11 protein-coding genes and 1 tRNA gene are annotated in these 14130 nt (G+C 61.7%); 4 read left to right on the top strand and 8 right to left on the bottom strand.

All coding sequences use genetic code 11. The features are described from left to right. The first annotated feature begins 201 nt into the window (after positions 1-201). Positions 202-1878, top strand: coding sequence for a ShlB/FhaC/HecB family hemolysin secretion/activation protein (locus B0B13_RS05110; RefSeq protein WP_237573799.1), 1677 nt, complete (start codon positions 202-204; stop codon positions 1876-1878). 160 nt (positions 1879-2038) lie between these two features. On the opposite strand, the gene B0B13_RS05105 is transcribed toward B0B13_RS05110, so the two are convergent. Together B0B13_RS05105 and gltX are read right to left on the bottom strand one after the other, a co-directional pair. Continuing rightward, positions 2039-2114: transfer RNA gene (locus tag B0B13_RS05105), tRNA-Ala, on the bottom strand. Between the two features lie 73 nt (positions 2115-2187). Continuing rightward, positions 2188-3588 carry a glutamate--tRNA ligase gene (gltX, locus tag B0B13_RS05100; RefSeq protein WP_076794797.1) on the bottom strand — a complete coding sequence of 467 codons (1401 nt, stop codon included), beginning with the start codon at positions 3586-3588 and terminating at the stop codon, positions 2188-2190. Positions 3589-3802: 214 nt separating this feature from the next. Here gltX and B0B13_RS05095 point away from each other — a divergent pair, with 214 nt between their 5' ends. Then, a complete protein-coding gene (locus B0B13_RS05095; RefSeq protein WP_076797155.1) occupies positions 3803-4726 on the top strand; it encodes a patatin-like phospholipase family protein in 924 nt (307 codons plus the stop codon). Positions 4727-4770: 44 nt separating this feature from the next. Here B0B13_RS05095 and B0B13_RS05090 read toward each other — a convergent pair whose 3' ends face one another. The 5 genes from B0B13_RS05090 to B0B13_RS05070 all read right to left on the bottom strand — a co-directional run bounded on the left by B0B13_RS05090 (position 4771) and on the right by B0B13_RS05070 (position 11373). Continuing rightward, complete coding sequence (locus B0B13_RS05090) at positions 4771-5457, bottom strand: C40 family peptidase (protein WP_076785078.1); 687 nt, start codon at positions 5455-5457, stop codon at positions 4771-4773. 116 nt (positions 5458-5573) lie between these two features. Then, on the bottom strand, positions 5574-7256 hold the full coding sequence (locus B0B13_RS05085) for an ABC transporter ATP-binding protein (protein WP_076794794.1): 1683 nt from the start codon (positions 7254-7256) through the stop codon (positions 5574-5576). Between the two features lie 72 nt (positions 7257-7328). Then, on the bottom strand, positions 7329-8402 hold the full coding sequence (locus B0B13_RS05080; RefSeq protein ID WP_076797154.1) for an ABC transporter permease: 1074 nt from the start codon (positions 8400-8402) through the stop codon (positions 7329-7331). A gap of 46 nt (positions 8403-8448) precedes the next feature. Then, on the bottom strand, positions 8449-9489 hold the full coding sequence (locus B0B13_RS05075; RefSeq protein WP_076794791.1) for a microcin C ABC transporter permease YejB: 1041 nt from the start codon (positions 9487-9489) through the stop codon (positions 8449-8451). A 6-nt stretch (positions 9490-9495) separates the two neighbouring features. Beyond that, positions 9496-11373, bottom strand: coding sequence for an extracellular solute-binding protein (locus tag B0B13_RS05070; protein WP_076794789.1), 1878 nt, complete (start codon positions 11371-11373; stop codon positions 9496-9498). Between the two features lie 135 nt (positions 11374-11508). Here B0B13_RS05070 and fabI point away from each other — a divergent pair, with 135 nt between their 5' ends. Both fabI and B0B13_RS05060 read left to right on the top strand, forming a co-directional pair. Beyond that, on the top strand, positions 11509-12300 hold the full coding sequence (gene fabI / locus B0B13_RS05065) for an enoyl-ACP reductase FabI (protein ID WP_076785082.1): 792 nt from the start codon (positions 11509-11511) through the stop codon (positions 12298-12300). Positions 12301-12555: 255 nt separating this feature from the next. Beyond that, positions 12556-12849, top strand: a complete 294-nt coding sequence (locus B0B13_RS05060; protein WP_076797153.1) for an H-NS histone family protein — start codon at positions 12556-12558, stop codon at positions 12847-12849. A 173-nt stretch (positions 12850-13022) separates the two neighbouring features. On the opposite strand, the gene B0B13_RS05055 is transcribed toward B0B13_RS05060, so the two are convergent. After that, on the bottom strand, positions 13023-14012 hold the full coding sequence (locus tag B0B13_RS05055) for a LysR family transcriptional regulator (RefSeq protein ID WP_076785084.1): 990 nt from the start codon (positions 14010-14012) through the stop codon (positions 13023-13025). Between the last annotated feature and the right edge of the window lie 118 nt (positions 14013-14130).

Genomic DNA, 14130 nt, shown 5'->3' with positions numbered 1-14130 from the left:
TACTGCGCGGGACGGACCCGCCCACCCCAGTGGGCCGCCCCGCCATGCCAATATCAGGGCCCCGCTGGCCGCGCCAGCCCTATTTGTCAAGGAGCGCCTGCTTTGCCAACCTCGACAGCACGGCTACCCCTTCGCTACGCTGGCCCGCTTGTGGGATGCACGGCCCTACTGCTCGGTGGCATAGGCACCAGCCCCGGGGCGCTGGCGCAAAACCCACCTGAACCGACGCGGCAAACCACCTATCCGGAACAGCGGCTTGAGCAACAGCGCCAGGCACAAGAGCGCGAACAGGCCATCAACACGCCTGCTGTACGCTCCAGCGCACCGCCCGCCGCGGCCTACCCGGTGTTGCCCATCGAGCAGCCGTGCTTTCGCCTTGACCGCCTCGCGCTTAAGGTGCCTGAGCTTCTACCGGCATCCGTGCGCGCGCAAGGCGCCTCGGCGCTGCCCCAGGACCGCTTCGCATTTGCACGTCAATGGCTGGCACACTACGCGGGTCAATGCGTCGGCAAGCAGGGTTTGGACCGGATTGTCAGTGGGCTAACACAGGAGATTTTAAGCCGCGGCTACATCACAACACGGGTTATGCTGGCCGAGCAGGATCTGTCGCACGGCGAGTTGACCGTCACGCTAGTGCCAGGCGTGATTCATGCCGTGCGTTTCTCGGAGCCGACGATACGCGGCACATGGAAGTCCGCGTTTCCAGCTAGAGCCGGCGACGCGCTGAATCTGCGCGATCTTGAACAAGGCCTGGAGCAGCTCAAGCGCGTACCGAGTCAGGACGTCGACATGCGGATTGAACCCGCCCAGACGCCAGGCCAGAGTGACGTGGTGATCCAGCTGAGGCGCGCCAAGCCGTGGACGATCGTCGCAGCAGTGGACAACTCGGGGGCACGGGCGACCGGCAAGCTGCAAGGCCACGTGAGCGTCGGCGTCGATAACCCACTGGGCTTGAACGACATACTGAACGTGGGCGCCAACCATGATCTCAGTTTCGGCGACAAGCGGCTCGGCTCGCACGGCTGGAACGCTGCCTATTCGATCCCGTATGGGTACTGGACCGCATCGCTGTCCGCCAGTACCAACACCTACTACCAACAGATTGTCGGCGCGAACCACACCTTTGTCGCGAGCGGCAACAGCCAGTTCGTCGACGCGCGCGTGCATCGCACACTGGCGCGCAGCCAGGCCGGTGTGTTCGGGGTGCAGCTACGCGGCATTAAGCGCTTTGGCGCGAGCTTTATCGAAGACACCGAAATCAAACCACAACGACGTAATAATACGTTTATCGAGTTGGGCTTGACCCATCGGCATTATGTCGGCGGCGCACAGTTTGACGGCCTGCTCGCGTACCGGCATGGTTTGGGTTGGCTCGGTGCAACGCCGGCGTTGCCACGCGGCTATCCGACGTATCGACTGCGCATGGCATCGCTCGATGCGAATCTGTCCGTGCCGTTCACGCTCGCGAACCAGCCGTTGCGCTACGTCAGTGCCGCACACGGGCAGTTCACCAACGACCGGCTGTTTTATCTGGATAGCTTGACCATCGGCAGCCGCTACACGGTGCGTGGTTTCGATGGCGAGACAATGCTCGCCGGCGAGCGCGGCTTTTACTGGCGCAATGAACTGCAAGCGCCCATCGCGCACACCGGGCAGCACGCTTATGCGGCGCTCGATTATGGCCAAGTCTTCGGTCCACTGACACGAGGCCAAGACGGCACGCGGCTCGTTGGCACGGCCCTTGGGCTGCGTGGCACGGTGCCTACGCGCTTGGCCACTTACACGTACGAGTTGTTCGCTGGCACGCCCCTGTATCGTCCAACGGCGTTATCGACGGCCCGCGTCACAGTCGGCTTTCGACTGAGCGCGCAGCTGTGAGCAGGCACACGTCACGCTGCTCGATCCAACCCTCGACTTAGGGAAGGCCCAAACGCGGGCGCGCCGCGGAATACAGGGGAATGTAGGAGCCGTAAAATTAGAAAAAGCCTTGATTTTCCAAGGCTTTCCGGACTACTTCGGCTTTCTGTTGACTATGTCTTGGTGGAGGTAAGCGGGATCGAACCGCTGACCTCTTGCATGCCATGCAAGCGCTCTCCCAGCTGAGCTATACCCCCCGACAGAGAACGAGATTCTAGGGACAAACCGACCATTTGTAAAGCCCCTTGACGCAAAATTCTGTCACCGTGCTCAAGACAGCACCGCCCTCAACCGCTCGAGTACCGTCTCGCGACCGAACAAATACAGCACCGCATCGATCGACGGCGTATGCGTCGTCCCGGCCACCAGCAGACGTACTGGCATCGCCAGCTGCGGCATCTTAAGCTTGTGGGCTGCCAGCACCGCCTTCAACGCCGTCCCGATCGCCTCCTTCGTCCAGTCGATCCCCGCAAGGGCTTCGATAAACTCGGCAAGCGCGGGGCGCACGGCATCCGTCAGATGTCGCTCAAGCTCCTGCGCTGCCGGCGCTGGCGTCCGGTAAAATATCACCGCGCTCTCGGCGATCTCCTTGACGGTGTTCGCGCGATCCTTAAACAGCGCGACAATGCCGTCCAATGGCGCCCCCCGTGTCACATCGACACCAAGCGCGGTCAGCATCGGCAACGCGAGCGACGCCAGGCGCGCGTTGTCGGCTTCCTTCAGATAATGGTTATTCAACCACTTCAGCTTATTGGCGTCGTACTGTGCCGGCGACTTGCCCAGGTGCTCGAGGTCGAACCATTCGACAAACTGCTCGCGCGAGAAGATTTCCGCATCGCCGTGCGCCCAACCAAGCCGAGCAAGATAATTCAACACCGCCTCGGGCAGGTAGCCCTCATCGCGATACCCCGTCACGCTCATCGCACCATTGCGCTTACTCATCTTCTCGCCTTGCTCGTTGAGCACTGTGGGCAAATGCGCATACACGGGGGGCGTGCCACCCAGCGCACGCAGGATATTGATCTGGCGTGGCGTGTTGTTCACATGGTCGTCGCCACGGATCACATGTGTGATTGCCATGTCCAGGTCGTCAACGACCACGCAAAAGTTATACGTGGGCGTACCGTCGGGCCGCGCGATGACCAGGTCGTCAAGCTCATCGTTCGAGATCTCAATGTGCCCCTTGACCGCATCGTCCCATGCCACCGTGCCGCTCAGCGGATTCTTAAATCGCACAACAGGCTGCACGCCGGCGGGCGGCGTCGGCAACACTTTGCCTGGTTCGGGCCGCCAGGTGCCGTCATAGCGTGGCTTTAAGCCCGCCTCGCGCTGCCGTTCGCGCAGTGCATCCAGTTCCTCGGGCGACATGTAGCACGGATACGCGAGACCCTGATCGAGCAGTTGCTTGATCACGTCGCGATAGCGGTCCATCCGCTGCATCTGGTAGTACGGCCCTTCGTCAAAATCAAGCCCGAGCCACTGCATGCCATCGAGGATCGCCTGCGTGGCTGCCTCGGTCGATCGCTCGATGTCAGTATCTTCAATGCGCAGAATAAACGTGCCGTGATGTTTGCGGGCAAACGCCCACGGATAAAGCGCGGAGCGAATGTTGCCAAGATGGATGAAGCCGGTCGGGCTCGGCGCAAAGCGGGTACGTACGGAGGTGGTCATTGCAGATCAGGTGGTTCGAGGCATGGCCCGCGGTTCGAGGCAAGACTCGCGGGACCGGGCAAGCCATCATTATACCGGTGCGGCCGCGACGCCCCGGGCAATGTCAGAGCAATGCGCCTAGTCAAGGCAATACGCCTATAATGCGCGCGGGGCACCGTCGTTGCCGTGTCGCGGCAACATCGACCTGTGCGCCCACTTCAAGCTGGAGATTTCGTTGAAGCTGTTTGCTGTTTCGCCCACCCGCCGCCGCTTGCTCGGCGCCGCGACGGCCACGCTGCTTGCCGCATGCACCGGCGCTAAGACCCGCTCCAATATAGCCGCCCCCTCGCTGCCGCCCGCCACACCGCCCCGCCCGCTAAAGATCGGGTTGGCGCTCGGCGGAGGCGCGGCGCGTGGTTTCGCCCACATCGGTGTCATTAAGGCGCTCGAGGCGCGCGGCGTCGAGGCCGATATGGTTGTCGGCACCAGCGCCGGCTCAGTCATCGCGGCCTTGTATGCGTCCGGTATGACCGGCCTGCAGATGAACAAGCTTGCGTTGACGATGAACGAGGCGGCGATCAGCGACTGGGCGCTGCCCTTGCGCTCACGCGGCTTCCTCAAAGGCGTCGCGCTGCAAAACTATATCAACACCACGCTGAACAACCGGCCGATCGAAAAGATGGCCCGTTCACTGGGCATCGTGGCAACCGACCTGAAAAGCGGCCAGCCGATCCTGTTTCAGCGGGGCAATACCGGCATCGCGGTACGTGCTTCGTGCAGCGTGCCGTCGATATTTGAGCCGGTGCGCATCGGCGATCGCGAATATGTTGACGGTGGCCTGGTGAGCCCGGTGCCAGCCGCGTTCGCCCGCAAAATGGGGGCCGATTTCGTGATCGCCATCGACATCTCGCAGCGCCCGGAAAGCGGTCTGACACGCAGTTCGTTCGACGTGCTGATGCAGACCTTCGCGATCATGGGGCAGTCGATCAAAACCTACGAACTCGACAAATATGCCGATATCGTGGTCCATCCCAACCTCGCCGCGATGAGCGGCAGCGATTTCGGCCAGCGGAACGCGGCGATCCTCGCCGGAGAAGAGGCCGTTAATCGGATTTTCCCGCAATTGCAGCAAAGGCTCGCGCTGGCCCGCTCACAGTAAACGCACAGACAGGGGCGATCCGGTCAGCGCGCGGCCGGAAGCGTTCAGTCCGATGTCGATGTGCTGACGCGTTGCCGCAACGCGTCAGCCTTCGCCGGATACGCGGCGTCAAGCCGACGCGCGCCGGTAAACCGCTTTTCCCAGTACCCGCTATCCAGTTCATCGACGCGGATCGTACTGCCGGTCGACGGCGAATGCACGAACTTGTTGTCGCCGATATAGATGCCCACGTGCGAGAACGTGCGACGCATCGTATTGAAGAACACCAAGTCGCCCGGCTTCAATTCGCTCATCTTGACCTTTTCGCCGACGCGGCTCATTTCCTCTGCGCGACGCGGCAGCGTCAGGCCGAGCGTGTCTTGGAACACGTAACGGACGAAGCCGCTGCAGTCCAGACCCGAACTGGGCGAGTTGCCCCCCCACCGATAACGCACCCCGATCATGTTGAGCGCGCCGACGACCACATCGCCAGCCTTAGTGGCCATGCCGGAAAGAAACGCATGGGTATTGGACGAAAAGGTCTGGCTCGCGCTTTGCTGGGAAGCCTGGGCACCGCTCTGCGTCGCGCCGTCTTGTGCCGCCAGTGGCCGGGAACCCCGCCCCAGGTTGGCACTTTTTTGCCAACTTCCTGTTTCGTCGGCGTACGCCCCATTTACTCCAGCCATCAACGCGCCGAGGAACACGCTAGCAACAATTCGAACGCAAGCTTGTTTCAGATTGATATGCTGCATCGGATCGGTAGTATTTTCTGGGAAAACTTGAGAAATCAGGGGGATGCGGAAAAGTTTGGACGATACTAACCAGTGTTTATTACGCTGTCAAAGAAAATAGACAATTCCAATTATTTTCATAAGGTTATTCGTTCCCGCTCGTCCGACTTCGCATCAAATTTGGCAGCTTTCAATAACTGACGCGTGTAAGGATGGGTCGGCGCATGCAGCAGCACCTCGGTGGGTGCGACTTCGACGACCGTACCACCCTGGATGACGACAACCCGATGTGCGATCGCCGCGATGACCTCCAGGTCGTGCGAGATGAACACATAGCCGAGGTTGTACTTTTGTTGCAACCGCGATAGCAAATGCAGCACTTGCTGCTGAATCGACACGTCAAGGGCACTGGTCGGCTCGTCTAGCACCAGAACCTGCGGCTCGACAATGAGGGCACGTGCAATAGCGATCCGCTGACGCTGACCGCCGGAGAATTCGTGCGGATAGCGTAACAATGCGGTGCGATCGATGCCGACCTCACGCAATGTGGTAATTACTTTCGCGCGCCGTGCAGCCTCGTCCAGGCCCGGTACATGCAACACGAGCCCTTCGCCGACGATTTGCTCGACTGTTTGGTGTGGCGAAAGCGAACTGAACGGATCTTGAAAGACGACCTGGATCTGCGCGCGCAACGCTCGGCGCTGGCGTCCACGGAACGAGTCTAGAGGCCGACCGCGAAACTCGATCGTGCCAGTATCGGTGTGCTGCAGGCCGAGCAACGCCATCGCCAACGTCGATTTTCCGGAACCGGATTCGCCCACCACGCCCAACGTCTCGCCCTGGCGCACGGCGACGCTGGCGCCCTCTAGCGCCACGAAGCGGCGCGGCGCGAACCACTCGGCGAGGGTGCGAGGCCGCTTCGGGAACGACACGCGAATGTCGCGCGCCTCCAGCAGCACCGGCGCAATCGGCAACACCGGCAAGATGTTGCGCACTGGCCGACTCGCCAGCAACCGTTGCGTGTACGGATGCTGCGGCGCGGAGAAAATTTGCTCGACAGTGCCCGTCTCCACGAGTCTACCCTGCTCCATTACCGCAACGCGCTGCGCGAAGCGCCGCACCAGGTTCAGGTCATGGGTGATCAGTAGCACCGCCATGCCGTGTGGATGGATATCGCGCGCCTGTTGTAACTCGAGCAGTAACTCCACGATCTGGCCCCGAATGGTTACATCCAGTGCCGTGGTCGGTTCGTCCGCGAGCAGCAACTGCGGCCGGCACGCGAGCGCCATCGCGATCATTGCCCGCTGCCGCTGGCCGCCGGAGAGCTGATGCGGGTAGTCGTCCACCCGCCGAGGCGCGTCGTCGATGCCGGTACGGGCAAGCAACGCGATCGCTCGGCGCCGCGCCTGGCGCTCATCCACGCCGTCATGCCATCGGATCGATTCGATGATTTGCTTGCCGATCGTATACAACGGATTGAGCGCGCTCATCGGCTCCTGAAAAATCATCGCGATCTGGACACCGCGCACACTGCGCATGCGCCTTTCGCTCAACGTAAGCAGATCTTCGCCAGCGAAACGGATCGCGCCGTCCAGTTGCGCGTCGCGCAGCAGACGCAGCACGGACAGCGCGGTCACGGTCTTGCCCGATCCGGATTCGCCGACCAACGCGACCCGCTCCCCCCGGCCAATGGCCAGACTGAGGTCATGAACGGCGATCGACTCGCCGAAACGCACCTGCAAGTGCTCGATCGACAGCAGCGGCTGCGACTGAACCGACGGAACGGCCACCTCACCTGTCGGCGGGAATGCTTGCGTCATTGTCATCGTAGGGTTCATTTCATCAGGCGGCTACCCGAGCAGCACGACGGCGCGGCACCGGCGGACACCACGTCACTGCCCGCCTGCCACGCCCAGCGCATCGGCCAGCCGGGCATCGAGCGCGTTGCGCAACGCATCGCCCATGAACGTGAGCAGCGTCAGCGTCAGCACCAGGACACCGAACGTCGACATGGATATCCACCATGCGTCCAAGTTCGCCTTGCCTTGCGCCAGCAACTCACCGAGGCTGGGCGTGGGTGGCGGCACGCCAAGGCCGAGGAAGTCCAGGCTCGTCAACGCCAAGATCGACGCGCTCATGCGGAACGGCAGAAACGTGATGACCGGCGTCATGCTGTTGGGCATCACGTGTCGGCGGATGATTTGCCAGTGCGACAGCCCCATCGCGCGCGCCGCCTTCACATAGTCGAGCGTGCGATTGCGCAGACACTCTGCGCGCACGTAGGCGGCCAGCCCCATCCATCCGAACAGCGACAGCAGTACCAGCAGCAGCGTGAGGCTGGGTTCGAAAATCGACGCGAAGATGATCAGTAAATACAGCTCCGGCAATGAACCCCAAATTTCCGTCAGCCGCTGCCCCGCCAAATCGATGCATCCGCCGAAGTACCCCTGCAGCGCTCCGATTACGATGCCCAGCAGTGTGCTGATCGCCGTCAGCGCCAGCCCGAACGATACCGACACAGCAAAACCGTACAGCAGGCGTGCGAACACATCGCGCCCCTGGCCGTCGGTCCCGAGCCAGTTCTCGCGCGACGGCGGCGCGGGATTAGGCACTGGCGAAAAATAATTCAGCGTATCGTACGAGTAGGGGTTCGGTGGATAGATCGCGAAATTGCCGGGTTGCTCGAAACGCGCTCGGATATACGGGTCGAGATAATCGGTCGGGGTCGGAAACTGCCCGCCAAATGTGGTTTCTGGATACGTCTGAAACAACGGAAAATACAGTGCATGCTGATAGCGCACGATGAACGGCCGGTCGTTCGACACGAAGAAGCCACACAGGCTGAACGCATACAGTGCGACGAATACCACCAGGCTCCAATAGCCGATACGGTTGCGCTTGAAGCGGCGCCACAGTCGCTGGTACGGCGACGGCGACGCGAGCGCCGGCACGACGCCGCGCGCCATCGCATCCGGGCCGGCCGCATGGCCGGGCTTTACACGCCATCTCACGTCAACGCTCCAAATTGTCAAATTGGATCCTTGGATCGACCAGCACGTAGCACACGTCGGAAATCAGCTGCGTGATAAGCCCGATCAGCGTAAAGAGATACAGCGTGCCGAGCACCACTGGGTAGTCGCGCCGCAGCACCGATTCATAGGACAGCAACCCCAGCCCATCGAGCGAGAACAGCGTCTCGATCAACAAGCTGCCGGTAAAGAATGCGCCGATGAATGCCGCGGGAAAGCCGACGACGAGCGGCAGCATCGCGTTGCGCAGCACGTGCGTGAACAGCACGCGGCGCTCGGGCAGGCCCTTGGCGCGCGCCGTCAGCACGTACTGGCGATGGATCTGGTCAAGAAAAGCATTCTTGGTCAACATCGTGACCACCGCGAAACTGCCGACCACCGACGCGGCCACCGGCAGCGCGATATGCCACAGGTAGTCGGCGATCTTACTCAGCATGCTGAGTTGTGACCAGTTATCCGATGTCAGTCCGCGCAACGGAAACAGTTGCAAGAACGTGCCCCCGCCGAACAGCACCAGCAGCAGCACACCAAGCACGAAGCCAGGAATCGCGTAGCCGACCAACACGACGATGCTGGTCCAAACATCAAAGCGCGATCCGTTACGCACTGCCTTCGCAATACCCAGCGGCACCGATATCAGATAGGTCAACAAAAACGTCCATAACCCGATGCTGATCGACACCGGCAGCTTGGAAACCACCAGCGACCAGACGCTCTGATGCCGGAAGTAGCTGTCACCGAGATCGAATCGCGCATAACGCGACAGCATCAACACGTAGCGCTCCAGAGGCGGCTTGTCGAAACCATACAGTTTCTTCAATTGCGCGATCTGTTGCGCGTCCACGCCGGCGTGCGCCCTCATGCCGAACGGCGCGCCGCCCTGCTCCTGCCCCTTGCGCAACTCGCGCACGGTCTGCTCGACCGGGCCGCCGGGCACGAACTGGATCACGACAAAAGTCAGCGTCAATACGCCGAACAGCGTCGGGATCATCAACAACAGGCGCTTCAGGATGTAGCTCCACATGCCGGTTCAGTGTGCGTCATTCGAGGATGGGCGCTCCTGCGGCGCCTGCCACCATAGCGAGCGTACCCACTCTTCGGCGGTATAGTAAGGTGGCTCGATCCGGGGATACGCCAGCGTGCAACGATAGGCGATCCGGTGCACCGGACTGTACCACTGCGGCACCACGTAATAGCCGTGCAACAGCACGCGGTCCAGCGCGCGACTCGCCGCCAACAGCTCGTCCATCGTGCGCGCGGCCAGCAGCGCGTGCAGGATAGCATCAACCGCAGGCGATTTCAGGCCGAACAAGTTGTCCGAGCCCGGCTCATCAGCCGCATGGCTGCCAAAACGCGCCAGTTGCTCCGAGCCCGGCACTGCGACATCCGGATACCGCAACGCGGTCATGTCAAAATCGAATGCGTCCAGCCGCTTCTGCAACACCGCATAATCCAGCTGCCGGTACGCGACCCGGATGCCAAGCTTTTGCAGGTTGCGGATATACGGCGCCGCGACCTGCGCCATGCCGCCGCCCGAATCGTCGATGATCTCGAACTCGAACGGCGTGCCGTCGCGTGCGCGCAATGCACCGTCGCGGTACGTCCAACCCGCCTGGGCGAGTAGTTCACGCGCCTGAAGCAGATTGGCCCGTAGCGAATGGGGAGGCGGCGCGGTGACCGGCTGCGCCGGCAAAGGCCCAAACACGGCCGGATCGAGTTGCGCGCGCAACGGCGCGAGGATGGCAAGCTCAGCCGCATCCGGCATGGCACGCGCAGCCAGCGCGCCATTGGCAAAATAACTGTTTAACCGGGTGTACTGTCCATAAAACAGTTGCCGGTTCAGCCATTCGAAATCGAGCGCCAAATTGAGCGCGTGTCGCACCCGTACATCGCGGAACAGCGCGCGCCGCGTGTTGACCACGAAACCCTGCATGCCCGCACTATTGTGGTGGCGGAACTCGCGCTTGACTAGCGCACCGCTGCGGAACCGCTTGCCGACATAGCCGCGCACCCATTGGCGGGCAATGTACTCGACGTTCACGTCGAATTCTCCAGCCTTGAAGGCTTCGAGCTTGGCGACGCTATCCGCATAGAGCTTGTATGTGATCCGCTCGAAGTTGTACATGCCGCGCCGCACCGGCAGCCCGGCTGCCCAATAGTGCGGGTCCCGCTTTAACGTGATGGTGCGGCCATTGTCGTAGCGCTCAATCCGATACGGGCCGCTGGCGATCGGCGTCTCGAACGCCAGTTGGTCGAATGGGATACGCGAGCCATCCACGCGCAGCCCCCACTTACGGGAGAACACGGGCACACTGCCGGCCAGCAGCGGCAATTCCCGATTCGGACGCTTGAACTCGAACCGGACCGTCGCGGCATCGATCACCACCGCACGCGTGATATCGCTGAACACCGCAGCAAACTGCGGGGCAGCCAACGGGCTCTTGAGCGTATCGAACGAATATTTGACATCCTCCGCCTGCACCGGGTCGCCATTCGAGAAGCGTGCCTTTGGATTCAGATGAAACGTCGCGCACAGCCGGTCGGGCGCAATCTGCACGTCATCGGCAAGCAGGCCGTAGGCTGACGCCAGTTCGTCCGCGCTGCCGGTCATCAGCGTCTCGAACATCAAGTCGATGCCGGGCGCGACGTTGCCGCGCAGCGTGAACGGATTGAACTTGTCGAAACTTGTGAGCCGGCTCGGGTTAGCCAGCGTCAGCGTGCCACCTTTCGGGGCGTCGGGATTGACGTAGTCAAAGTGCGAAAAACCCTGCGCATACTTCGGCTCGCCGTACTGTGCGATTGCATAGGCGCCATGCGCGGCGCACGCAGCCAATTCGGAGATGACCAGTAAAGCGGCGATGAGACAAGGTTGCAATCGACGACGAAGCCATCGCAGGCCAGGGGTCATGGAAACGGTCCAGGGTTGCACTGTGCGACAATTCTATAGAAAATCGGGCGCCGCACCGGCATCGGGCACCCCGCGCCGTTGCGCGACATGCCGTCGACGGCCCCGACCGGCATACGACTGACATAGGGAGTATTCATGGGTTTTCTGGCTGGCAAACGCATCCTCATCACGGGTCTGCTGTCGAACCGCTCGATCGCGTACGGTATCGCGCAGGCCGCGCATCGCGAAGGCGCCGAACTTGCGTTCACCTACGTGGACGAACGCTTCAAGGAACGCATCACCGAGTTCGCCGCCGGGTTCGGCAGCGAGTTAGTCTTGCCTTGCGATGTGGCCGACGACGCACAGATCAACGCGTTGTTTGCATCGCTGAAGCAGCATTGGGACAGCCTGGACGGGCTTGTGCACTCCATCGGCTTCGCGCCGCGCGAGGCGATCGCGGGCGATTTCCTGGACGGCCTGTCGCGCGAAGGGTTCCGCATCGCGCACGACATTTCCGCCTACAGCTTCCCGGCCATGGTCAAGGCTGCCGCGCCGATGCTGGCGGACACTGCGTCGTTGCTGACGTTGACGTACTTGGGCGCCGAGCGCGTGGTGCCGCACTACAACACGATGGGACTGGCCAAGGCTTCGCTGGAAGCCAGTGTGCGCTACCTGGCGGCCTCGCTCGGGCCGCGCGGCGTGCGCGTCAACGGCATCTCGGCGGGTCCAATCAAAACGCTGGCGGCCAGCGGCATCAAGGACTTCGGCAAGATCCTGCAATTCGTTGAGCATAACGCGCCGCTGCGCCGGAATGTGACCATCGAGGAAGTCGGCAACGTGGCCGCGTTCCTGCTCTCGGAGCTGTCCTCCGGGATTACCGCCGAGATCACTTATGTCGACAGCGGCTTCAACGCGGTGGCCGGTGGGCTGCCCAGCGCAGGCGAATAAGCTGAGTCACGCGAACCGCACGCGTGGCGCCTAGGTGCCCGGCGAAACAAGAACCGCCGGGTTCTTGAACCACGTCCCAAGCCAGCCTTTCATTGCACGCCGAAGCGGGCGATTCATCCAACCTTCGGCACCGGCCGTACGGTTTTTATGCGTTGCCCCATGATATCAGCGTTGCAATGTCAGCCAACATTGTGCATCGTTGCATCGTGCACCATGCATTCCAACCTTAACTGTTCACTAGAGATAGCCGACACGATGGCCACTTACAAGGAACTTCAGGCACAGCTCACCACGCTGATCGAGCAAGCCGAAGCGGCAAAACTTCAAGAACGGGAAGCGGCGCTCGCTCAAGCCCGCGATCTCGTCGCCACCTATGAATTGACCGAAAAAGAAGTATTCGGCCAAGCCAAGCGCGGCGGGCCACGGGCGCACCCGGGCGCGCAACCCAAATACCGGGATCCGCAGACCGGCGCGACATGGAGCGGCCGTGGCCGTGCGCCGGCCTGGATCAACGGCAAAAACCGCAATCGCTTCCTAATCAAAGATTGACGGTGCAGTGCACAGCCGGCACTACATTAGTTATCCATAACGACGATACGACAATGCTGAACGGTCGATCGGCTCATGAAAAAGGCCCTCACAAGGAGGGCCTTGCATTTGACGCCTTCGACAGTGGAGTATGACGTCGCTCGATCGCAAATGCGAGCGTCAATGCCGACGCGCTAACCGTCGGCCGCGTCCCCCCAGCTATGCCGCGTCGAATCCGGGCGCGACGCGTCAACCAGGTCAGCATGCGGCGTCCCCGTGCTCTTCTCAATCATTTCGACCAGAAAATCGATGAACGCGCGCACCGCTGGCAGCAATCCCTGTCGGGACAGGAACACCGCGTAAAGCTGCGGCGGCGGCAATGTCCAGCCGGGCATCACCGGCGACAATTGCCCGGCGTTCATCGCCGCCTGGTAGATATTGTCCGGCAGTACCGCAATACCCACACCAGCCAATACCGCCTGGTGGATCATCAGCAAGTCGGCGGTCACCAGCCGCGGTTCATGCTCGTAGTCATGACGCTTGCCATCCGGCGCAATCAGCTTGAATACGTACCGGCCGTCGGCACTGGGCACCGACAGCGTCGCATAGCGCGCCAAGTCAGCCGGCACCATCGGCGGATGGTTCGTGTCCAATAGGCTCGGCGAGCCGACCAGCATTTGCTCCCTGCGCCATAGCGGCCGCACGACGATATTCGCGTTCGCGTGCGGCTCCGAGCGCACCCGCAACGCGACGTCGATCTCGTCCTCGAACAGATCAATCACACGGTTTGTGACGTGCACCACCACTTTCACGTCTGGGTAGCGACGCAGGAACTCCGGCATCCAATGCGCCAGCATCGTTTGGGAGACGGTCATCGGCACGCTAACACGCACCGTGCCGCGCGGTGTCGAGCCGAGTTGGTGAACGGCATCCAGCGCGGCCCGCGCTTCGCCGAGCATCGCCACACAATGCCGATGGAACAGCGCACCCGCCTCGGTCAGCGCAAGCTTGCGCGTCGAGCGCTGCAACAACCGCACCCCGAGCGCCGCCTCCAGATCAGACAGCCGCCGTGACAAGCGCGATTTGGAAATACCCAGCGCGCGCTCGGCAGCAGAAAAACCACCGTATTCGACCACCTGCGAAAAGTACAGCAGGTCGTTCAGATCATGATGACCGAGGTTCACGTCGCCGTTCCATCAGTAGAACAATTCGTTGCAGCACGGCCCGCTGGCAGCCCACAACACCGCGCCTATAATCATCTCATGTTGCATAAATGATGCAAATACCCCAGTTGAATAACGG

The organism is Burkholderia sp. b14 (assembly GCF_900156195.1).
GTDB lineage: Bacteria > Pseudomonadota > Gammaproteobacteria > Burkholderiales > Burkholderiaceae > Mycetohabitans.
This window is presented reverse-complemented; position numbering and strand designations above follow the sequence as displayed.

Bases quoted from the DNA above. Each gene is read 5' to 3' on its own strand.
- gltX (WP_076794797.1), bottom strand. From the start codon at position 3,588: ATGACCACCTCCGTACGTACCCGCTTTGCGCCGAGCCCGACCGGCTTC.
- B0B13_RS05075 (WP_076794791.1), bottom strand. From the start codon at position 9,489: ATGTGGAGCTACATCCTGAAGCGCCTGTTGTTGATGATCCCGACGCTG.
- B0B13_RS05085 (WP_076794794.1), bottom strand. From the start codon at position 7,256: ATGACGCAAGCATTCCCGCCGACAGGTGAGGTGGCCGTTCCGTCGGTT.
- B0B13_RS05060 (WP_076797153.1), top strand. From the start codon at position 12,556: ATGGCCACTTACAAGGAACTTCAGGCACAGCTCACCACGCTGATCGAG.
- B0B13_RS05070 (WP_076794789.1), bottom strand. From the start codon at position 11,373: ATGACCCCTGGCCTGCGATGGCTTCGTCGTCGATTGCAACCTTGTCTC.
- B0B13_RS05080 (WP_076797154.1), bottom strand. From the start codon at position 8,402: ATGGCGCGCGGCGTCGTGCCGGCGCTCGCGTCGCCGTCGCCGTACCAG.
- fabI (WP_076785082.1), top strand. From the start codon at position 11,509: ATGGGTTTTCTGGCTGGCAAACGCATCCTCATCACGGGTCTGCTGTCG.
- B0B13_RS05090 (WP_076785078.1), bottom strand. From the start codon at position 5,457: ATGCAGCATATCAATCTGAAACAAGCTTGCGTTCGAATTGTTGCTAGC.